The organism is Streptomyces sp. NPDC057474, assembly GCF_042802555.1.
In the GTDB taxonomy this organism is placed as follows: domain Bacteria; phylum Actinomycetota; class Actinomycetes; order Streptomycetales; family Streptomycetaceae; genus Streptomyces.
On sequence record NZ_JBHVDX010000063.1, the window covers coordinates 14,444 to 36,789 of the forward strand.

The 22,346-nt window shown below is 69.7% G+C and carries 15 protein-coding genes; 7 read left to right on the forward strand and 8 right to left on the reverse strand.

Annotated elements, in window-relative coordinates:
* Positions 1 to 28: 28 nt before the first annotated feature.
* From ACFU53_RS19595 to ACFU53_RS19625, 7 genes are all read right to left on the reverse strand, one after another.
* On the reverse strand, positions 29 to 1,069 hold the full coding sequence (locus tag ACFU53_RS19595; RefSeq protein WP_383993598.1) for a LacI family DNA-binding transcriptional regulator: 1,041 nt from the start codon (positions 1,067 to 1,069) through the stop codon (positions 29 to 31).
* A gap of 558 nt (positions 1,070 to 1,627) precedes the next feature.
* Positions 1,628 to 3,250, reverse strand: a complete 1,623-nt coding sequence (locus ACFU53_RS19600) for a family 43 glycosylhydrolase (protein ID WP_383993657.1) — start codon at positions 3,248 to 3,250, stop codon at positions 1,628 to 1,630.
* A gap of 53 nt (positions 3,251 to 3,303) precedes the next feature.
* Complete coding sequence (locus ACFU53_RS19605) at positions 3,304 to 4,266, reverse strand: carbohydrate ABC transporter permease (protein ID WP_383993601.1); 963 nt, start codon at positions 4,264 to 4,266, stop codon at positions 3,304 to 3,306.
* Entirely contained in the window at positions 4,266 to 5,150 is an 885-nt protein-coding gene (locus ACFU53_RS19610) for a carbohydrate ABC transporter permease (protein WP_383993604.1), read from the reverse strand. The genes ACFU53_RS19605 and ACFU53_RS19610 overlap by 1 nt, the downstream gene beginning before the upstream one ends.
* A gap of 11 nt (positions 5,151 to 5,161) precedes the next feature.
* A complete protein-coding gene (locus tag ACFU53_RS19615; RefSeq protein WP_383993607.1) occupies positions 5,162 to 6,502 on the reverse strand; it encodes an ABC transporter substrate-binding protein in 1,341 nt (446 codons plus the stop codon).
* Between the two features lie 383 nt (positions 6,503 to 6,885).
* Positions 6,886 to 7,965, reverse strand: coding sequence for a LacI family DNA-binding transcriptional regulator (locus ACFU53_RS19620; protein WP_383993610.1), 1,080 nt, complete (start codon positions 7,963 to 7,965; stop codon positions 6,886 to 6,888).
* A 211-nt stretch (positions 7,966 to 8,176) separates the two neighbouring features.
* On the reverse strand, positions 8,177 to 9,190 hold the full coding sequence (locus tag ACFU53_RS19625; RefSeq protein ID WP_383993613.1) for a hydroxyacid dehydrogenase: 1,014 nt from the start codon (positions 9,188 to 9,190) through the stop codon (positions 8,177 to 8,179).
* A gap of 724 nt (positions 9,191 to 9,914) precedes the next feature.
* On the opposite strand from ACFU53_RS19625, the gene ACFU53_RS19630 reads away from it, so the two are divergent.
* The 7 genes from ACFU53_RS19630 (at position 9,915) to ACFU53_RS19660 (ending at position 21,488) form a co-directional block, all read left to right on the forward strand.
* Positions 9,915 to 11,240 carry an extracellular solute-binding protein gene (locus tag ACFU53_RS19630; protein WP_383993616.1) on the forward strand — a complete coding sequence of 442 codons (1,326 nt, stop codon included), beginning with the start codon at positions 9,915 to 9,917 and terminating at the stop codon, positions 11,238 to 11,240.
* Complete coding sequence (locus ACFU53_RS19635; protein ID WP_383993618.1) at positions 11,237 to 12,229, forward strand: carbohydrate ABC transporter permease; 993 nt, start codon at positions 11,237 to 11,239, stop codon at positions 12,227 to 12,229. The genes ACFU53_RS19630 and ACFU53_RS19635 overlap by 4 nt, the downstream gene beginning before the upstream one ends.
* A gap of 62 nt (positions 12,230 to 12,291) precedes the next feature.
* Positions 12,292 to 13,158 (forward strand): carbohydrate ABC transporter permease, encoded by an 867-nt coding sequence (locus tag ACFU53_RS19640; protein WP_383993660.1) that lies wholly within the window; start codon positions 12,292 to 12,294, stop codon positions 13,156 to 13,158.
* 68 nt (positions 13,159 to 13,226) lie between these two features.
* Entirely contained in the window at positions 13,227 to 15,020 is a 1,794-nt protein-coding gene (locus ACFU53_RS19645) for a putative Ig domain-containing protein (RefSeq protein ID WP_383993621.1), read from the forward strand.
* A gap of 15 nt (positions 15,021 to 15,035) precedes the next feature.
* Complete coding sequence (locus ACFU53_RS19650; RefSeq protein WP_383993624.1) at positions 15,036 to 18,368, forward strand: alginate lyase family protein; 3,333 nt, start codon at positions 15,036 to 15,038, stop codon at positions 18,366 to 18,368.
* A gap of 75 nt (positions 18,369 to 18,443) precedes the next feature.
* A complete protein-coding gene (locus ACFU53_RS19655) occupies positions 18,444 to 19,703 on the forward strand; it encodes an alginate lyase family protein (protein ID WP_383993628.1) in 1,260 nt (419 codons plus the stop codon).
* A gap of 183 nt (positions 19,704 to 19,886) precedes the next feature.
* Entirely contained in the window at positions 19,887 to 21,488 is a 1,602-nt protein-coding gene (locus ACFU53_RS19660; RefSeq protein WP_383993631.1) for a carboxylesterase/lipase family protein, read from the forward strand.
* 10 nt (positions 21,489 to 21,498) lie between these two features.
* On the opposite strand, the gene ACFU53_RS19665 is transcribed toward ACFU53_RS19660, so the two are convergent.
* Positions 21,499 to 22,254, reverse strand: coding sequence for a helix-turn-helix domain-containing protein (locus ACFU53_RS19665; RefSeq protein ID WP_383993634.1), 756 nt, complete (start codon positions 22,252 to 22,254; stop codon positions 21,499 to 21,501).
* Between the last annotated feature and the right edge of the window lie 92 nt (positions 22,255 to 22,346).

A 22,346-nucleotide genomic window follows, 5' to 3' on the forward strand; every position in this document is an offset into this window, starting at 1 on the left:
AACCGCAACGTACCCGGCGCCCACCGGCTCAGGCCGAGCGCAGTGCCTTCGTACTGGACCGCTCCACCAGCCGCGTCGACAACTCGGTGCGCGTGCCCTCCGGTTGATCGCCCTCCATCATCCGCACCAGCAGTCGTAGGGCGGTCTGGGCCATCTCCGATAGTGGCTGGCGGACAGTGGTCAGGCCGGGAGTCGCCCAGCGGGCCTCGGGAAGGTCGTCGAAGCCCACCACACTGATGTCGTCCGGCACCCGCAGCCCCCGCTCGGCCAGGGCCTCGTACACGCCGAGGGCCATCTTGTCCGAGCAGACGAACACAGCGGTCGGCGGCTCGGGGAGGTCGAGCAACTGGAGCATACGGTGGCGGGCGGTGGTCTCCATGAAGTTGCCGTAACGGACGTACTCCGGCCGGTACGGCATCCCCGCGGCCGTCAGCGCCGAGCGGTAGCCCGCAACCCGGGCGCTGCTGCACATCTTGCGCCGGTACCCGGCGATCACGGCGATCCGTTCGTGCCCCAGGGTCAGCAGATGGTCGGCGGCGGTCATCCCGCCCTGCCAGTTGGCCGCGCCCACCGACACCACGCCGGGCGGCGGTTCCAGGACCGGGTCGATCAGTACGAACGGGATGCGGTGCTGGGTGAGCCAGGAGTACTGGGCGGGGGACAGCTCGGCCAGGTTGAACAGCACGCCCGCCGAGCCCCGGGTGGTCAGCTTGTCGAACCAGCCGCGTTCGGGGCGAGCGCCCCGGGTGCGGGTCAGGCCGGCCGAGACCACGACCTCCAGGCCGGCGTCGTGGGCGGCCTGTTCGACGCCGTGCAGTACCGCGCCCGACCAGGAACTCTCCAGCGAGTGCACCACCAGGTCGACCATGTGCGGCGGCTTCGACGCCTCGAACCGGGGTCTGCGGACATAGCCGAGCCGGTCCAGCGCCTCGGTGACCCGGCGTCTGGTCTCCGGGGCCACGTCCTCCCGGCCGTTGACCACCTTCGAGGCCGTTGGCACGGACACCCCGGCCTCGCGCGCCACCACCGCCAGCGTCGGCCCGGCCGTCGCGCTCCCGCCACGCACCATCGCGACTCCACCTCTCAGGGCCCGTCCCGAGGGCCGGTGAAAATTTCGAACAGCATCGCTCGCGCGATGGAAGCCCCCACCGCGTAGCAAGCGCTTCCTACGGTAAGCCCAACTCATCACGGCGGGAAGAAGCAGGGAATCAGAGGACCGCACCAGCCAAAACTTTCGAAACTTCGAACAAGTGGGGCCCTGTCGGGTGCTGGCCGGAGGGCGAGGTGGGGGCCGGACTTCTGGGAGGCCGGGATGCCCCGTGGGGGAGGGCGAACGCGCCTCCATCGGGGGTGGTCCATCTCGCCGCGCCGGCCTGCCGAGGTGCCTTCCGCCGCGTAGCCGACGGCGGTTTCCCGGCTGCGCGGCAGGCATGCTCGCATCAAGAAAGCCGGAGGCGTGACCGACCCCCGGCCGTCTGGCCTGGGGGTGACTGGACCCCTTACAGGCCGACCGGACGGGCCTGCCCGGACTCCGGTCGCCGCCCAGGGCCGGGCCCGGGCGGGCGACCAGAAATCCCCGCGGTCACCTCAGCTCACTTCTTCATTCCGCCTCGCACACCAGACTTCCTCATTCCGCCTCGCACACCAGCCGGAATCCGCCGAAGTCCGCTGTGAACTCCGCGGCGACGAGGTCCTGGGCGTGGATGCCGGCCAAGGTGCCGGTGAAGCGCAGCTTGGAGCCGTAGTCGTCGGAGAGGTGACTGATGTCCAGGACCGGTCCAAGAGGAGTGCGGTGGCCGTCATGGAGGTACCAGAAGCGGGCCTCCGTGCCGTCGATGTTCGCTCCCAGGGTGACCGGCTGCTCCGGTTCGACCTCGACGACGGCCATCTGCCGGGCCCCGTCCTCGTCGCGTTCGAGGAGGCTGAGCACGGTACGGCCCCCGCCCCGCCACTGCTGGCCGCGCTGCGGCTCGCCCTCGGTCTCGGACCAGGTCAGGTCGAGGGTGACGTAGGAGGCGGTGTTGTAGCGGAGGGTGAGCCCCGCGGCCTCGCCGAAGGTGCGCGGTCGCGCTTCGACGGTGACCTCCACCTCCGCCCGGTGCTCGGTGATCCGCTGGGCCAACAGGCTCTGCTCCCACAGAGACTCGGGGCCCTGCCGACCCCGCAGCCGGATCCAGCCGGGGCGCGCGGCGGTGTCCGCCCACGACGCGTCCGGCTCGGCACGCGGACTGCTCCACGGCCAGGTCAAGGTGCCCTCGTGCGTGGCGGACACGACGGTGGACGTCGGCGCACCGGCCACCTCCACAGTCGGCACCTCCACAGTCGGCACCTCCACCTCCACCGCCGGATGCCAACCCCCCTGCCGCAGCCTGGGCCAGGCCTCCGCGTCCCACACCACCGCCTGGACGGCGGTCTCCCGGCCCAAGGGGCAGCGCATGCCCTGTTCGGTGAGCAGGGGGCGGGCGGCGAGGTGGCTGAGGAACCACTCGCCGGTCGGTGTCTCGACCAGTTCGGCGTGCCCGGCCTTCTGCAACGGCACCTTGGGGTCGTCCCGTGTCGTCAGCAGGGGCAGGTCGTCCAGTACGTACGGGCCGGTCAGCGCCCGGCTGCGCGCCACCCGCACCCCGTGTTCGACACCGGTGCCGCCCTCGGCGAGGACCAGGTAGTGCCAGCCGCCACGGACCAGGAGCTTGGGGCCCTCGATCAGCTGGTCGTGCTGGAGCAGAAGGTGGGTGTCGCCGAGGGGGCGCAGGGTGGAGCGGTCCAGCTCCGTCAGGACGATTCCGGCGAACCGTTTGCCGCCCGGACGGTGGTCGCTCTGCATGTTGAGCAGCCAGAGCCGCCCCTCGTGGTGGAACAGGGCGGGGTCGAAGCCGTGGCTCGCCACGCGGCGTGGAGCGGTCCAATCGCCGTCCACCGCCGGGGCCGTGCTGACGTACGTGTCCAGGTCGAAGTACCGCGTGCCGACCGACCGCACGATCGTGTAGACGACCCAGAAACGTTCGCCGTCCCAGCTCAGCGAAGGCGCCCAGATACCGCCCGAGTCGGGGACGCCCGCGAGAGAGCCGCCCGGCGCCGCGCCGCGCACATGACCGGCGTACTCCCATTGCGCCAGATCCCTGGACCGGTGCAAGGGAATCGTCGGGAACCACTCGAACGAACTGGTCGCCACGTAGTACCACTCGCCGACCCTGATCAGGGAGGGGTCGGGGGCGAAGCCACGGATGACGGGATTGCGGGCCACGGTCACGGTCACGTCCACGTCACGGGCTCCCGACGGTCCCGGCGCTCCGGAGGAGACGGTCACTTCAGTGCCCCCAGCGTGACGCCCGACCGCCAGTAGCGGCGCATCGCGGTCATCATGATCGCCAGCGGGACGATGGAGAGCAGGGCGCCGGTCAGGACGAGGCTGGTCAGGTCGATGCCGGATTCGAGGCGTTTGCCGGTCCAGTTGTAGAGGCCGAGGTTCAGGGTCCAGTTCTCCTCGCCGCGCAGGACGGTGAGGGGGAGGAAGAAGGCGTTCCAGGTGTTGACGAAGGCCAGCAGGAAGACCGTGGCGCCGCCCGTGGTCATCATCCGCAGCACGATGCTGAAGAAGATCCGCAGCTCACCGGCGCCGTCGATACGGGCCGCCTCGAGGAGTTCGAAGGGGATCGTCGCCTCGGTGTAGACCTTCGCCAGATACACGCTGAAGGGGTTGATGAGGCAGGGGATCAGCATCGCCCAGGGGGTGTCGACCAGGCCGATCTCCGAGAACATCAGGTACAGCGGGAGCGTGAGCAGGGCGATCGGGATCAGGAACGAGCCCACCACGCACGCGAACACCACACCCCGGCCGGGGAAGTCGAAGCGGGCCAGACCGTAACCGGTTGCCAGTGCGATGAGTGTGCCGCCGAGGGAGCCGACACCGGCGTACAGGAACGAGTTGGCGGTCCAGCGGAGGAAGATGCCGTCCTCGTAGGTGAACAGCTGGTGCAGGTTGTCCCAGAGGTGCATGCCGGAGAACCACAGGCCGTTGCTCTGGTACAGCCCGACCCGGTCCTTGGTGGCGGCGACGATCAGCCACCACACGGGGAACAGGCTGTAGGCGCTGGCCAGTATCAGGCCGAGCAGGATGAACCGCTGGCCGCCGCGCCCGCGTGAGGCGGGGTCGGGGCCGGCGATCCGCCGTACGGGAGGCACGCCGGACCTCCCGGATTTCTCAGGCTTCCCGGTTTTCCCGGTTTTCCCGGGCTTCATGGGGGAGTCGGTGGTGGTCGTGGCCATCAGTCGACCTCCTTCGAGGTCAGCCGGTAGAAGAGGAGCGAGGCGATGCCGAGGATCAGGGCGAGGAGCACCGACAGGGCGGCGGCGTAGTGGTAGTTGCCCGCGTTGAACGCCTGGTTGTAGATGATCATGATCGGGGTGAAGCTGTCGTCGACGGTCTCCGGGGTGATGTTCCGGAACAGGGCCGGCTCGTTGAAGATCTGCAGCATCTGGATGATGGAGAGCAGTCCGGTCAGGACCAGCGCCCCGCGTACGAACGGAATCTTGATGCTGAGCGCGATCCGGGTCTCGGAGGCGCCGTCGAGACGGGCGGCCTCGAACAGCTCGCGGGGCACGCCCTGGAGCGCCGAGTAGATGATCACCATGTTGTAGCCGATGCCGTGCCAGGTGAGCAGGTTGCCGATGGACGGCCAGACCATGGAGGGCGCGAAGAAGTTCCAGTCGAACCCGAAGAGGTCGCCGATCGGGGTCAGCGGGCCCACCTCGGGGCTGTACAGGTTGATCCACACGATCGCCGCGACCACGCCCGGGATCATGTACGGAACCAACAGCACGATCCGGAACCGGTTCGCGGCCTTCGAGGTGAGCGAGTCCAGGAACAGCGCCAGGACCAGGCTGACCAGCAGCATGAACGGGATCTGGACGCAGGCGAACAGCACCACCCGCAGGATCGAGCCCATGAACGCCGAGTCGGTCAGCCCGAGTCGGTAGTTGTCGAACCCGGAGAACTCCCGGGTCGCGCCGCCGAGCCCGAGCCCGGACTGCTTCTCCTGGAACAGCGACTCGTAGACCGCGTACCCGATGGGCAGCAGATAGAGGAAGACGAATCCGAGCTGGAAGGGCACCGTGAACGCGGCACCCTTCCAGCGCTGGGAGCGAATCATCGAAGGATGCCTCAGCCCTTGACGTTGATACCGCGCGACTTCAGGTCCTTGACCGTCCACTCCTGCATGTGCGCGAGCAGATCGGTGACCTTCTGTTCCTTGCTGACGACCTTGCCCCACTCGCTCTGGAGTTCGGTGAACATGGCGGTCCAGTTCGGGCCGTAGACCCAGTCGGCGGTGATGGTGCCCAGGCTGTCCGTGACGACCTTCTCGCCGGGCGCGTAGTTGTCACCGAGCAGCTTCTCGGAGATCGCCTCGGAGACGTAGGAGTCGCTGTCGGACAGAGCCGGCATGACACCGCTGCCGGTCTCCGGGCTCGCCATCGACTTGACCGCGCCGGTGTCGGTGGACAGCCACAGGGCCGCCTCGGCCGCCTGCTTCTTGTATTTGCACTGCTCGGTGACCAGGTTCATGCCACCGCTCTGGTTGGTACCGGCCGGCGTCTTGGCTGCCTCGCCCTTGTACGTCGGCCACGGCGAGAGCGCCCACTCGCCGAAGGAGTCGGTGAAGTTCTGCACCATGCCGGACATCTGCCAGGTGGAGATCTGACGGGTGACCGTGCCGCCCTTGTCGTAGTTGCGCTGCACGGCCGCGTAGTCGGCGAAGGAGAGCTTGGAGTTGAGGTCGTTGTCGATGATCTGCTGGATCACGTCGGCGGCCTTCAGGCTGCCCTCGTCCTGGAAGTCCACTTTCCAGGAGTCGCCGTCGATCGCATACCAGTGCGCCCCGGCCTGCATCGCGAGCACCTCCAGGGTGCTCGGGTCCTCACCGGCGTAGTTGGTGATGTGGATGTCGTGCTTCTTCAGGACCTTGCCGGCGGCGATGAAGTCGTCCCAGGTCGCGGGAGCCTTGAGGCCGTACTTGTCGAAGACGTCGGTGCGGTAGATCGTGAAGGCGGGCGCCGAACTGGTGGGCACGCCGTAGACCTTGCCCTGCACCTGGACCCCGGCCCACGCACCGGCGTTGAACTTGTCCTTGCTCGACCCGACGTACTCGGTGATGTCGGCGAGCGCGCCCTGCGACACCCAGGTCGTCACGTACTCGGCGGTGTTCTGCAGTAGACAGGGGGCGTTGCCCGCCTTCACCGCGTTGCTGAGCTGCTTCTGCATGGTCAACTGGTCGGTGACCTTGGTGTACTTGAGCTGGACGTCCTTGTGGGAGGCGTTGAACGCCTTGACGAGGGCCTCCTGGCCGTTGGCCCAGCCCCAGAAGGGGAGGGTGACCGGACCGGAGGCTCCGGAGGAACCGTCGTCGCCCGAGTCCGAGCCGCCGCACGCGGCGAGCAGACCTGTCAGCGCCACACTCGCGACGGCGACGCGGGCGAACCTTCTCCGGGGGCTGGTGGAGTTCATCGTACGGTCATCCTTCGAGACGTAGACGATCGCGGAAGCGGGGGAGGTGGGGGGAGTGGGGGGCGAGGGGCGACTCGGTGGGGCGACGGTGAGCGAGGCGGACCGTCAGCTCGTGTCTCGGGACCCCTGCGGAACGTTGTAGTAAACGGTTGTCGTGAAACGTAGGTCGCCTGATCGGCTCACGCAAGACCGCGACGACAAATTATTACGCCGGATTGTCGGTGGGGTTGCCGGAAGACGCCGTTCGGCGGCCGCTATGTGACGAAGAGGGCGCAGGTCAGAGGTGCGCCGAGCAGCGGGAGGGCCGTCGTGGGCGCGACGCTCGCGACGCCCCGGGGTGAGAAAACGTTTACGTAACGCGGCTCATCCGGCGAGCACCGTCGTCACTGGACGGGCGGCCGTACCGACTGCCGTACGACCACATGCGTGCCCAGCACCAGATGGCCGGCGTCCCCGCCCCGGCGGCGACCGCCACCCTCGCGGCGGTCAGCCACGGCGCGCAGGGCGGCGCGGCCCATCTCCTCGTAAGGGACGTGCACGGTGGTGAGTTGCGGAGTGAGCTGGGAGGCGAGCGGGATGTCGTCGTAGCCGACGACCGAGACATCCTCGGGAACACGCAATCCGGCCGCGCGCAGCGCCCGGGCGGCGCCGGCGGCGACCACGTCGGTGCCCGCGAGGACCGCAGTGAAGGACTGTTTCTGCCGCAGGCTCTCCTCGACGGCCTCGTAACCGTGCTCGTACTCGTAGTACCCGTGCCGCACCAGGCCGGCGTCGAACGGCACGCCGTACGCCTCGAAGGCCCGCCGTGCGCCCTTCAACCGGCCCTGGGCGGTGGTGAGTTCGGAGTGGCCCGGCAGTACCAGGACCCGGCGGTGGCCCGCGGACAGCAGATGGCTCGCCATGGCGTAGGCGCCGCCCTCGTTGTCGTAGTCGACCGTGGTCGCCGGGACCTCGCCCTCCAGCGGAGGTCTGCCCACCAGGACGAGGTGGGAGTCGGCCGCGTCCAGGGAACGGGCGAACCGGGCCATGCGCAGCTGGTACTCGTCGTGGTCGTACGCGCCGCCCAGCAGGATCACCGCGGCCACGCCCTGCTGGCGCATGAGGTTGAGCAGCGCGAGTTCACGCTCCGGATCGTCCCCGGTGGTACCGACCAGGGTGAGCCAGCCGCGCAGTGAGGCCGCGCTCTCGACGCCCTTGGCCACATGGGTGAAGGCGGCGCCGGTGATGTCGTTGATCAGGACGGCCACCGTGGGCGTCCCGCCGCCGGCGAGGGAGCGGGCGTGGGCGTTGGTGACGTAGTCCAGGTCCCGGACCACCTTCAGCACCCTGCGGCGCAGTTCGTCCGAGACCGGGTAGTTGCCGGACAGGACGCGGGAGACGCTGGCCACCGAGACACCCGCCCGCCGGGCCACGTCCCGGATGGTCGCCCGGCCCGGCTCGCCCGACGCCTTGCGTTGACTCACCGTGCGGCTCCCTCGGCATCGTGTTTCCCCCGCCGGACGCCCGTACGAACCGGGATCCGCCCCATGGGTGGGGGAACCGTATCCCATTGTTTCCCGGGGTGTTTCCGGCGCGGAGGTGCAGAGTGGAGCGGAGGTGAAGGGGGCGCGGAGGTGAAGGGTGGCGCGGCGTGGGGAGGGGCGTGCGCCGTGCGTGCGGGCGCGGCGGCACGGTTCAGGCGACCCGGGCCAGGTCCGTGTGCCGTACCTCGTGGGCCGGTGGCAGACCCGAAGCGAGGCGCTCCAGTTCCTCGACGACGGTGCGGCCGAGGCGTTCCAGCTCATTGCCGAGGGAACCCGCGATGTGCGGGGTGAGGAAGACGTTGGGGAGGTTGTAGAGCGGGGAGCCGACGGGCAGCGGCTCGGGTTCGGTGACGTCGAGGACCGCGCTGAGCCGGCCGGAGAGCAACTCGCCGGTGAGCGCGTCGGGGTCGACCAGGGCACCTCGGGAGGTGTTGATGAGGACGCCGCCGTCCCGGATGAGCGTGAGTCTGCCGCGGTCGAGCATGCGGTAGGTCTCGGGGATGTCGGGGGCGTGGAGGCTGACGATGTCGCTGGTCCGCAGCAGGTCCTCCAGCGCCATCGGCTCGGCGCCCAGCGCGGCGGCCCCCGCCGTGTCGACGTACGGGTCGTACAGCGAGACGGCGAAGTCGAACGGCTTCAGCAGTTCAAGGAGTCGGCGGCCTACTCGCGAGGCCCCGATGACCCCGACCCGGCGGCCGACGTTGCCGATGGCCGCGGTCTCGGCGGGGGAGGGGTAGGTGTGCGTCTGCCGGAAGCGTTCGCGCTGGTCGAAGGTGTCCTTCCCTGCCAGCAGGATCATCGCGAGGGTGTACTCGGCGACCGGCAGTGCGTTGCCGGCCACCGCGCTGCAGACGGTGACCCCGCCCTGCCACAGGGCCTCGCCGACCAGCGCGCGCACCGAGCCCGCGGCGTGCAGGACGGTACGCAGCCGGGGCGCCGCCACCAACACGTCCGCGTCGAGGCGCGGGCAGCCCCAGCCGGTGATCAGTACCTCGGCCCCGGCCAGCGCGGAGACGGCGGCGGGATCGGTGAAGTCCCGTACGACGAACGAGGGGTCGATCTCGACCACCTGCCGCAGCCGCGACATGAGCGGCGGCGGGAAGAGCAGGGGCAGATGCACCGGATCCATGGCGAACACGGCTCGCGTCGACTGGGCGCTGGGCATGACTCTCCTGGAGAGCTGGGGGTGGACGCAGGGGCTGCTGCGGGAACAGTTTAGAAAACGTCTTCTACCGTAGATCCGGGTCCGACGGGTGGTCAATCGTCGTGATCGGGTGTCGTGTGCGGATCACGGCTGAGGTATGTCCGTAAATGCGCAGGTCGTACGGCTGTGGAGTGGGGGGCGAGGGGGAGCTCGGCGGGGTTCGTCGGGGGTGGAGGTGTCTGCCGCTGTGGTGGGGTCGGTGGAATCTGTGGTCTGGCGTAATCGGTTACCCCTCGTCGCCGGTTGCTGAAACGGCGGAGGCGGCGGCGAGATCCGTACGGCGATCCCCGGAGAGGGCTGCGGAGGGGCCTCGGGGTGGCCTCGGGGTGGCCTCGGGGTGGCCTCGGGGTGGCCTCGGGGTGGCCTCGGAGGTCGCCTCAGAGGTGAGGGTAACCGGTTCCTATGTCGATGAGGGTCGAGGTCGGTGGACCGGCCGGGGCGCTGGTCAGAAATTGCAGCTGACCTGGAATGTTCACTCTCGCCGCGTGGCCGTCGGTGGCGCCCGGGACGGCATCCAGCCATGTCCCAGGGGTTACGCGGAGTTTTTCGAAAACTGGTCAAGACCCTTGACGCGGTTTGCGGTCAGGAACAAGCTCTGCCCGTCGACCGGTAGAAACCGGTTGTTGCTCAACGGGTGGTTGCTCTCGAAGGTGAGGTGTCCATGCATACCCGTGCCGGTGGTCCCATGAGCCGTCGTCGATTCCTCGCCCTCTCGGCGGCCGGCGCCGCGGCAGGCGGGGCGGCGCTGAACGGCTGTGCGCTCCCGGTGTCCAGCGGGGTCGGCGGCTCCGGGGAGAGCGTCACGCTGATGGTCAAGGCCGAGGACATCTCCCCGGAACTGATCAGACAGGCACAGCGGGACATCGGCGTCCGGATCGTCACGGTGAAGTACGACATCACCAAGCTGATCGCCATGCTGACCAGCGGAAACCCGCCGGACCTGGTGCGCGGCGTGGGTGCCGTGGACGCGCCGTACTTCGTGGCCCGGGACGTGGCCGAGGAACTGGACCCGTACTTCGCCGGGAGCGGTGTGCTGAAGGCCGACGACCTCGACCCGGTCAACGACCTGTGGCGCTACGACGGCCGTACGCAGGGCAAGGGCCCGCGGTACGGCATGGTGAAGGACTTCTCCCAGGACTCCATGTACTGGTACAACACCGCGCACTTCGACGAGGCGGGCATCGGCTATCCGTCCGAGTCCGAGCCGGTCACGTACGAGGAGTGGTTGGACCGTGCCAAGCGGCTCACGCAGCGGAGGAACGGTCAGACGTTCGTCTTCGGCGGCAGCTACAACGGTCTCTACGAGGCCACCAACCTCTCCACGCTGACCGTGGCCGCGGGCGGCCGTCTTTTCAACGACGACTTCTCCCGGATCGACTTCACCGCCCCGGAGGCCCGTAAGGCGCTGGGCTGGTACATCGACTACTGCCGGACCAGGGTGGGCCCGAGCGCGATCCAGCCCGACCCCAACGCCTGGGACGGCCCCACCTATCAGGCGGGCCGGATGGCCATGACCAACAGCGGCTACTGGCTCGGCGGCATGATCAACACCGACGAGAAGCTGGCGAAGGTGTCCCGGCTCGCCCCCGCCCCGGTCTTCGAGGGCGGTGCGCGGGTCAGCCCCTGTCAGGGCGGCACCGGTTTCTGGATGCCGAGGAAGGCACGGAACAAGGACGCCGCCTGGCGGGTCTTCGAGTGGTTCTTCGGCGAGGCCCCGGCCAAGGCCCGCGCGGGCGGTGGCTGGGGCATCCCGAGCCTGAGGTCCCTGCGCCCGCTGATGCCCGCCGAGCAGGACTACCAGCGGCGGGTGCTGAAGGCGCAGGAGGCCGAGCTGGAGCACTTCTCGGTGATCTCCTTCACGCCGTACATCACGGCGGAGGGCTTCAAGGCGCTCTTCAACCAGGTGGCGCCCGCCGCGATGAAGGGCGAGATCTCCGTCGACACCCTCGCCGAGCGTCTGAACTCGACCATCAACGAGCAGCTCGATCGCGGTAAGGAGCAGGTCGCATGACGGCCGACCAGATGTCAGCCGCGGCGAAAGGGCCCGCGACCGGCGGCGGCGCGATGTCGGTCGGTGCCCGGTCGCGCACCTCCATGACCACCCGCAGGCACCGGGCGTTCTACATGTTCGCCTCGCCCTGGATCATCGGCTTCCTGCTGCTGACCATCGTCCCGATGGCGTACGCGCTGTGGCTGAGCCTCACCACGTACGACGGGATCTCGCCGCACTGGCGGTTCATCGGGCTCGACAACTACCGTGAACTGCTCGCCGATCCGGTGACCTGGGACGCCCTGGGCCGCGCGGGACTGTTCGCGGTGACCTCGGTGCCGCTGTCGATCGTCGCGGGGCTCGGGCTCGCCGTCCTGGTCAACCGGCCGATCAGGGCCCGGGGCCTGTTCCGTACCCTGCTCTATCTGCCGGCCGTCGTACCGCCGGTGGGCGCGGGCCTCGCCTTCAAGTCGCTGTTCGACCAGAACTCCGGCGCCGCCAATGGGGTGTTGAACATCTTCGGCATCGACGCGCTCGGCTGGCTCGCCGATCCGTACGCCCGCTACGTCCTGCTGATGACCGTACTCTGGGCGGCGGGCAACGTCATGATCATCTCGTTGGCCGGTCTCCAGGACGTACCCCGTGAGCTCCACGAGGCGGCCCGGATCGACGGGGCGGGCGCCTGGCGGACGTTCCGCAGCATCACCGTGCCGCTGCTGTCGCCCGTGCTGCTCTTCCAGACGGTGACCGGGGTGATCGCCTCGGTGCAGACCATCATGCCGCTGCTGCTGGCCGCCGAGCCCACCACGGGCGGCGTCACCGCGATCCCGCAGTCCAACTACATGTACATGATGCATGTGTTCGCCGAGTACTTCGCGCTCGGCCGCTACGGCTACGCCTCCGCGCTGCTGTGGGTGCTCTTCGTCCTGATCCTCGTCGTCACCGGACTCATCTTCAGGTTCACGTCCGGAGTGGTGTTCTACAACGTCGATCCGGAGGCGAAGAAGTGACCGTCACGAGCGACACCGCAGGCAGCGCCGTTCCGGGCGGCGCCACCGCCACCGGTCGGCCCCTGAACCGGTCCAAGTCCCCGGAAGGGCCTGCTCCGGCCCGCGTCCGGGTGCGTACCGGCCGGCTCGTCCTCTACACCGTGCTGGTCGTCGTCACCGGCCTGTTCCTCGGCCCCTTCGGCTGGCTGGTCCTCACCGGTCTGAAGACCTCCGCCGAGACGGCCGCCGCGCCGGTGCACTGGCTGCCCGCGGACTTCCAGTGGCACAACTTCGCGGACGCCTTCAACCTGATCGACTTCCTCGGCTACGCCCGCAACTCCCTGATCATCGCCTTCCTCTACGCCACCCTGGTCACCCTCAGTTCCGCCTGGGTCGGCTACGGCTTCGCCCGGCTGGACGCGCCCGGGAAGAAGACGCTGTTCGGCGTGCTGCTCGGCTCGATGATGCTGCCCCAGATGATCACCCTCCTGCCGACCTACCTGATCTTCGCCAAGCTCGGCATGGTCGACACCTACTGGCCGTGGGTGCTGTGGGGCCTCGCGGCGGCGCCGTATCTCGTCTTCCTCTTCCGGCAGTTCTTCGCGGGGCTGCCCCGCGAGCTGGAGGAGGCGGCGATCGTCGACGGCTGCGGATACGCGACGATCTTCTGGCGGATCTTCCTGCCGCAGTCCTGGCCGGTGCTCTCCGCGAGCTTCGTGATCGCCTTCACCTGGACCTGGGGCGACTACATCGCACCCCAGCTCCTGCTGTCCACGGACCGTTCCACACTCGCGGTCGCCGTGATGTCCACCTACGTCACCTCGGCCGGGACACCCGTCACCAACCTCCAGGCCGCCGCCTCGGTGATGTACGTCGTCCCCATCCTGCTGATCTTCCTCGTCGCCCAACGCGGCTTCGTCGCCGGGATGTCCACCTCCGGGCTCAAGTAAGTCCCGTGCCGTCCCGGGCAATCGCACGTGCCTTCCCCTGACTCCCCGCGCATATAAGGAAGTTACTCATGACCGACATCCAGGGCTCCGGTCTGTCCCGGCGTACCCTCCTCCAGGCCGCCGGCGCCACGGCCGCCGCGTACTCCCTGCTCGGAGCGGCCACCGGCACCGCGAGCGCGGCCGACAGACCGCAGGCCGACCTCCTGGTCGTGTACCCCGTGCCGACCGGACTGCCGCTGAACGCCAGCTTCTCCGTCAAGGCCCGTACGCCCGGCGGCGAATGGCAGTCGGTGCCCGTGCTGCGGGCCCGTACGAAGACCATCAACGAGAAGACCGGCTCCGGCACAGTCCGCAGCTCCTCGGTCGCGAGCCTCGACTTCCGCGGCACCGTGGAGGTCCAGGTCACCTCCTCGAAGGGCACCATCCCCTCCGCGCGGATCCGTCCCCTGTCGTACGACATCGCGCACGAGGCCGGCGGCGACACCATCACCTTCAGCCTCACCGAGCCGCGCAACCTCTCCATCGAGATCGGGGACGCAGACGGCGGCGCGTTCGACATCTACGACAACCTCCAGCTGCACGCCAACCCGATCGAGAGGTGGCGGCCGGAGGAGGACGACCCGGACGTCATCTACTTCGGCCCGGGTATCCACACCGTCACCGACAACGTGGTCAAGGTGCCCAGCGGCAAAACGGTGTACCTGGCCGGCGGCGCGGTGCTCAAGGCGCGGGTGGAGTTCAGCAACGTGGAGAACGCCCGCCTGCTCGGCCGGGGCATCATCTACGACTCGGACGCCGCGACCCTGGTGGCGTTCTCCAAGAACATCGAGATCGACGGCATCCTCGCCCTCAACCCCAAGACCGGCTACTCCTGCACCATCGGCCAGTCGCAGCAGGTCACCGTCCGCAACCTGCACTCCTACAGCTTCGGCCAGTGGGGCGACGGCATCGACGTGTTCAGCAGCGAGGACGTGCTGATCGAGGGCGTCTTCATGCGCAACAGCGACGACTGCATCGCCGTATACGCCCACCGCTGGGACTACTACGGCGACTGCCGCAACGTCACCGTCCGCAACTCCACCCTCTGGGCCGACGTAGCCCACCCGGTGAACATGGGCACGCACGGCAACCCGGAGAAGCCCGAGGTCATCGAGAACATCGTCTTCAGCAACATCGACGTCCTCCAGCACCGCGAACCGCAGGTCCTCTACCAGGGCTGCTTCGCCCTCAACCCCGGCGACAGCAACCTCATCCGGAACGTCCGCATCCAGGACGTCCGCGTGGAGGACTTCACCTGGGGCCAGTTGCTCAACATGCGTGTGATGGCCAACCGGTACAACGCCTCCCCTGGCCGAGGCATCGAGGACGTGTACGTCCGCAACCTGACGTACAACGGCACCCACGCCTCCATGGCCATCCTGACCGGCTACGACGCGGACCGTCCCATCAAGAACCTGACCTTCCAGAACCTGGCGGTCAACGGCACGGTCGTCCACGACAAGATGAAGAAGCCCGGCTGGTACCTGACCACCGACATGGTCCCGATGTTCGCCAACGAGCACGTCCAGAACCTCCGCTTCCTGGACGCCGACACGGCGGCCGCCACCACGGCCCCGGAGATCACCAGCGCGGGCGAGGTGACGGCCACCAAGAAGCGGGTCTTCAACCACCTCGTCACGGCGACCGGTCTGCCCACGTCGTTCGCCGCCGAGGGCCTGCCCAAGGGCCTGAGCATCGACACGAAGACAGGCCTGATCTCCGGCGTCCCGTCCCGTCCCGGCTCCTGCACGGTCACCGTCTCGGCCACCAACAGCGCCGGCACGGCCACCAAGTCCGTCAAGCTCACCGTGCGGCACCCGTAGGACCAGGAGAAACCAGTGCTTCCCCTCAGCCGACGGTCGTTCCTCGGAGCGGCCGGGTTCACGGCCGTGGCCGGGGCCGGACTCCTGTCCGCCTCCGCCACGGCCGCGTGGGCCCGCTCCACCGAAGCGACCCTCACCTTCAGCCACCCGGGCCTTCTGCACACCGCCGCCGACTTGGACCGGTTGAAAGCCGCCGTCGCCGCCAAGCAAGCGCCGATCCACGACGGCTATCTCGCATTGGCGGCTCACGCCCGGTCCAAGGCGACGTACACCGTCCAGAACACGGGCCAGATCACGTCCTGGGGGCGTGGCCCGAGCAACTTCATGGGGCAGGCGGTCGCCGACTCGGCCGCCGCCTACCAGAACGCGTTGATGTGGTGCGTGACGGGCGAGCGGGCCCACGCGGACAAGGCGCGGGACATCCTCAACGCCTGGTCGGCGTCCCTCACGGTGATCACGGGCGCCGACGGACCGCTCGGCGCGGGCCTGCAGGCCTTCAAGTTCGTCAACGCCGCCGAACTGCTCCGGCACACCGGCTACGACGGGTGGACGGACTCCGACATCGCCCGCTGCGAGCGGTCGTTCCTCGACGTCTGGTACCCGGCGGTCTCCGGCTACATGCTGTACGCCAACGGCAACTGGGACCTGACGGCCATTCAGACCGTGCTGGCCATCGGCGTGTTCTGCGAGGAACCCGTCCTCTTCGAGGACGCGCTGCGCTTCGCAGCGGCGGGCGCGGGCAACGGCAGCGTCCCGGGCCGCATCGTCACCGCCGCCGGTCAGGGCCAGGAGTCCGGTCGTGACCAGGGGCACGAGCAGCTGGCCGTCGGTCTGATGGGTGACGCGGCGCAGGTGGCCTGGAGCCAGGGCGTCGACCTGTGGGGCTTCGACGGCCACCGTCTCCTGGCGAACGCCGAGTACGCCGCCGGCTACAACCTCGGCGGCGACGTCCCCTTCACCCCCGACCTGGACCGCACGGGCAAGTACATCAAGAAGACCGTCTCGGCCGTCGGGCGCGGCAACCTGCCGCCGATCCACGAGATGTACTACGCCCACTACGCCGGAGTTCGCGGCCTCGACGCCCCCGCCACCGAGGCGGCCGTCTTCCGGGGTGCGAACGGTGCCCGGGTGGTCGAGGGCAGCAATGACGACCTGCCAGGCTTCGGCACCTTCGCCTACGCCGGGGCGTCGGCCCCCGCGTCGGCTCCCGCGCCGAAGCCTCCGACCGGGGTGACGGCGGTGGGCGACCGCAAGGCCGTGACCGTGGCGTGGCTGCCGTCGGCGTGGGCCACCGGGTACACCGTCCGGCGGTCCACCCGCCCCGAGGGCCCGTACGAGAAGGTCGCCACCGGGCTGGACGAGCCGACGTACACCGACACGGACGTGCGCAGGGGCCGGACGTACCACTACACCGTCACTGCCACCAACTCCCGCGGGATCAGCGGCACTTCGAGCCCGGTAGCCGCCTGCGCCGGTCTTCCCGAGCCCTGGTCCAGCCAGGACCTGGGGACCGTGCAGATCCCCGGTTCCGTCATGTTCGACGGCGAGCGGTTCGTGCTCCGGGCAAGCGGTACGGCGGACACGTACCGCCTGGCGCATCTGCCGCTGCGCGGCGACGGCACGGTCACCGCACGGATCGTGTGGCCGCTCAGCTCCCAGTACTCCAAGATCGGCGTCACACTCCGCGACTCGCTCGACGCGGACGCCGCACACGCCTCCATGCTGATCCAGGGGCTGCCGCTGCACACCTGGAGCGGAGTGTGGAGCGTACGGAGGGGGTCCGGCTCGGAGATCTCCGCGACCGGCAGCACACCGGTGCCACCCACCCAGCAGCAAACCATCACCACGTCCGCCGCCTTCCCGATCTCCAGCCTGGGCACGCTGCCGGAGTCGGCGACACCGCTGGAGGCCCCGTACGTCGAGGGTGCGGGCGACGGCTACCGGCTGCGTGCCCCGTACTGGGTGCGGGTGACCCGCAAGGGCCGTCGCTGCACCGGGGCGATCTCCCCGGACGGCATCCGCTGGACCGAAGTCGGTACCACCGAGGTCGAGTTGGGAAGTACCGCGTACGCGGGGCTGGTCCTCACCTCCTGCCTGGGCGTGGCCGAGGAGTACGCCGACACCGGCACCGGGGCCTTCGACAACGTCAGCGTCGTATCCGCCGCAGGGGGAGAGGTCTGGTCGGTGGGCCGTCCTGCCCGGCGGGTCACCGACCTCAGGGCGACGGCACGCGCCGACGCGGTCGAGTTGACCTGGACCGATCCAGACCTCTCCGCACGCTACAAGGTGCTGCGCGCCACCCGCGCCGACGGCCGCCACCTGACGATCGCGACCGGTGTCGCCCCGGTCGGCTTCGGCGCCCGCCTCCGGTACGCCGACGCTACGGGCACCCCCGGCACGACGTACCACTACGTCGTCACCAAGACGAACACCGGCGGACGCGGCCCGCACTCGAAGTCGGCCGCCGCCACGATGCCGACGCCCTCGCTGCCCCAAATCCCCTCGCTCACCACGGCGTTCGCCAATAGGGGGGATGCCTTCCAGTACCTGATCCGCGCCTCGCACGAACCTGTACGGTTCACCGCGAGCGGACTCCCCGACGGCCTCCGCGTCGACAGGCGCACCGGTCTGATCTCCGGAACCCCCACCCGGCCCGGCGAGTTCACCGTCACCACCACCGCCGGCAATGCCGCTGGGGACGGGACCGGCACGCTCACCCTGTCCGTCGGCACACCCCCGCCGTCCCCCTGGACGTACGGCGACCTCGGCGACCCGGTCCTCGACGACCGGAAGTTCGGAACCCTCGGCGTGGTCGCCGTCAGCACCCCCGGCAGCACCGCGTACGAGGAGGACGGGACCTTCGTCGTACGCGGCGCGGGCGTCGACCTGACCGTCAACAACCAAGGGATGACAGGCCAGTTCGTACGGCGGCCGATCACCGGTGACTGCGAGGTCACCGTCCGGCTGGACTCCCGTACCGGGGCCACCGCCGATCGGGTCGGGCTGCTGATGGCCAAGTCGCTGTCGCCGTTCGACCAGGCGGCCGGGGCCATCGTCAGCGGCGGGACCAGCGCCCAGCTCATGCTCCGCACGACCGTGGCCGGACGGTCGGCCTTCACCGGCAACGCCACGGTCACCACCCCCTGCCTGCTGCGGCTGAAGAGAAACGGGACCGTCTTCGCCGCAGCGGTTTCCACGGACGGGGGCGTCACCTACACCCCCCTCGCCGAGGGAGAGATCCCCGGCTTCGGTGACGCCCCCTACCACGTGGGCCTGGTGGTCTGCTCCCGCAGCCCGCTGACCCATGGCACCGCGCGATTCAGCGAGGTGAGCATCACCCCCACATGAGCGGAGCCGGGGAGGGGCGGACAGGGACTCGCCCTTCCCCGGAGCCGCCGACCTCCATGGATTGGAGACGCACCGATGAGCCGCACTTCCCCCCACACGGGCCCCGAAGGGCTCGCCCCCGAGGGCGAGTTGAGCCGCCGCGGTCTGCTGAGGACCGCCGGCGGTCTCACCGCCGCCCTCGCGCTGGGCGCCGCCTCCGTCGCGACGACGGCCGAGGCGGCGCCGGCCACCTTCACCCACCCCGGCATGCTGCACGCCTACGGCGAACTCAACCGCGCCAAGGTGCGGGTGGCCGCCGGAGACGACCCGTGGCTGTCCGGCTGGAACCGTCTGACAGCCAACTCCCACTCCGCGAGCACCTGGACGCCCAACCCGCAGGCCACCATCATCCGCGGCGGAACGGGCCAGAACTACGGCATCCTCTACAACGACATCCACGCGGCCTACCAGAACGCGCTGCGCTGGAAGGTCGCCGGCACCACCGCCAACGGCGACGCCGCGGTCCGTATCCTCAACGCCTGGTCGTCGACGCTCACCAGCGTCACCGGCAACGCCGACCGGTTCCTGGCCGCCGGCATCTACGGCTACCAGTTCGCCAACGCCGCCGAGCTCATGCGCGGCTACGGCGGGTTCGACCTGGACCGGTTCAAGACGATGATGCTCAACGTCTTCTACCCGCTCAACAACCAGTTCCTGAACAACCACAACGACGCCTGCATCACCAACTACTGGGCGAACTGGGACCTGTGCAACATGAACTCGATCCTCGCGATCGGGATCCTGTGCGACGACGGCGCCAAGTACGACCAGGCCGTGAACTACTTCAAGACCGGCGCGGGGAACGGCTCCATCACCCACACCGTCCCGTACCTCCACACCGACTCCGCCGGCTACGCCCTCGGCCAGTGGCAGGAGGCCGGCCGCGACCAGGGCCACAGCGTCATGGGCATCGGTCTGACGGGTGCCTTCTGCGAGATGGCCTGGTCGCAGGGCGACGACCTCTACGGCTACGACGGCAACCGGTTCATGAAGGGCGCCCAGTACGTCGCCAAGTACAACCTCGGCCAGGACGTGCCCTTCACCAGCTATACCTGGGGCACCGGCCAGAACTGCGCCCAGCAGACCCACACCGTCGTTTCCTCCGCCGGCCGGGGCCAGCTCCGCCCGGTGTGGGACATCGTCCACTACCACTACGCACGGCGACGGGGTCTGTCCGTCCCCTACATCACCGCGATGGCCGAGCAGGTCCGCCCGGAGGGCGGCGGCGGGGACTACGGCTCGGCCAGCGGCGGCTACGACCAGCTGGGCTTCGGCACCCTGATGTACGCCAAGTAGCCACCGTCCCTCGTACGCGGACAGCAGCCGCGTGCGCCGAACGGCCGTGCCGTACCTCGAACGGCGGCGGCGTCCCCCGAACGGCCGTCAAAACCCCGGCACGACCGGAATACCGCGAAGGGATGTGGTGCTCTGATGTGAACGACGGTTCACGAGCGGGCGGGCGCGAGGAGCTGGTACGCGATGACGGCAGACCGGCTGGGCCCCGTGGCCAGGACGCCGTACGGGGACGTACGCGGCACGCACGAGTACGGGGAAGGCTACGAGGACGGGATCGCGGTCTTCCGGGGCATCCCGTACGCGGCCCCGCCCTTCGGGCCCCGCCGGTTCCGCCCGCCCTCACCGCCCGACCCCTGGGCGGGGGTGCGTGCCGCCGTCGCCTTCGGGCCGACGCCTCCGAAGCCGCCGTACTCGGAGGCGTTCGCCCGCTATCTGTCGGACCCCGTCGTCCCGGGCGACGACTGCCTCAACCTGAACGTGTGGACACCGGAGCCGGGCCATGGGGCCCGGCTGCCGGTCATGGTCTGGATCCACGGCGGCGCCCTCACCCGGGGCTCGTCGGCGGTCCCGGTCTACGACGGTGCCGCCTTCGCCCGCGACGGCGTGGTGCTGGTGTCCCTCAACTACCGGCTGGGCGTGGAGGGTTACGGCCTCTTCCCGGACGCCCCGCCCAACCTCGGGCTGCGCGACCAGCTGGCCGCGCTGGAGTGGGTGCGGGAGTCGATCGCCGGGTTCGGCGGCGATCCGGACCGGGTGACCCTCTTCGGCCAGTCGGCGGGCGCCATCAGCGTCGGCGCGCTGCTGGCCGTCCCTCGGGCGCGGGGCCTGTTCCGGCGGGCCGTCCTGCAGAGCGGGTCGCCCGAGGCCTTGGACCGGGACAAGGTGCGCCGCATGGTCCGCCGGATGGCGGCCCGGCTGAAGGTCCCGGCGACCGCCGCGGCCTTCGCCGCTGTGGACCGGTCCACTCTCGTCGAGGCACAGGCCGAGGTCGGCCGCCTCAGCAGCCCGGTGCTGGGCGGCCCCGCCTTCGGCATCGTCGTCGACGGCGATCTGGTGCCCACCGACCCGCTGGAGGCGCTGACCGAGCACGGCGCGGCCCCCGGGATCGACCTCCTCATGGGCTGGACCCGTGACGAACACCGCCTCTGGCTCGTCCCGGGCGGACTCCAGGAGCGCGTGGACCGCCTCGGCACGGTCGCCCTGGCCGGCGCCCGCGCCCGCTGCCACTGCGGCCCCGAGCTGCCCCGCGGCTACCGCGGCCTCCACCCGGACATGGGCACCGCCGATCTGGTCGGCCGACTCGTCACCGACCACCTCCTCCGCGTCCCCCTGCACCGTGTGGCGGACGCCCGCCTCGAGCAAGCCCGGTCCTACCTCTACGAGTTCGCCTGGTCCTCCGGCATCCCCGCCCTCGGCTCCTGCCACGCGCTCGAACTCGGCTTCGTCTTCGACACCAGCGACACCTCCGCCTCCGCCAAGCTCGCCGGCGAGAACGCCCCCCGCGCACTGGCCACCGCCATGCACTCGGCCTGGGTGCGTTTCGCGACGGACGGCACCCCCGGCTGGCCCGCCTGGGACCCCACCCATCCGGTCCGCGTCCTCAACTCCCCGGACGTCCCGGACGTCCCGGATGACAACGGGATCGCCTTCGGCCCCTACGACCCCGAACTCGCCCTCTGGGACGCGGAGGCGAAACGGCCCCGAAGAGTCCAGGGCTCCGGCACCTTCGTCACATCAGGCGGAGGCCCACTCCCGGCCCTGCGCCGCTTCCGTCGAAGTCCGTGAGGACGGCTGTCTATCCGTGTTCCGAGCCGGGCTCGGCAGCGCCGTCCGAGGGCGTCCGGGGCTTGGTGTGGAGGATCTCGCGGGCCTGTTCCGCGGCGCGGGCGGTGCTCTCGCTGACGAAGTCGAGGAAGCGGGCGACGTTCTCGAGGCGGGCGGCGGCCGGGGTGCCGGGGCCGAGGATGCCGACGCCCTGCCGTGCGACCTCGACGACTTGGGCGATGGAGCGGGCGCTGGCCATCATCGACTGGTACCAGACGTCGTCGTCGACGACGTAGCGCTCGCGGCGGCGTTCGCCCTGTTCCCGGCGGACGAGGCCCTGGCTGTCGAGGAACGTGATCGCCTTGGAGATGGACGCCGGGCTGACCTGGAGGCGCTGGGCGAGTTCGGACGCGGTGAGGCTGCCGGTGTCGGTCAGGGTGAGGCAGGCCATCACCCGGGCCATCATCGTGGGCATGCCCGAGGCCATCATGACGGTCGTGAACATCTCTTCGTACTCGCGTACGGCTTCGGCGTCGCGTCCGTGGGCCTGCGGGGGCGTCTGCGGCCCTCGGGGCGCGGTCTGCCTGCGGCGATGGGCGCGGTGTTCGGTGGCGCGGTGGGCGAGGTCGGCGCGGTAGGCGGTGGGGCCGCCGTTGCGCATCACCTCGCGCGTAACCGTCGAGGTCGGACGGTCGAGGCCTCGGGCGATCTCGGCGTAGGCGAGGCCGTCGGCCAGCCCGGTTGCGATCTGCTGGCGTTCGGGCTGGGTGAGCCTGCCTCCCGGCATCGCGGTCTCCTTCGTGCCTACGGGTGGTGACTGGTGCCGCGAGTATAGCGTTCATTCCCTATTCATTGCAACGGACCTGGCGGTGGTTGTTG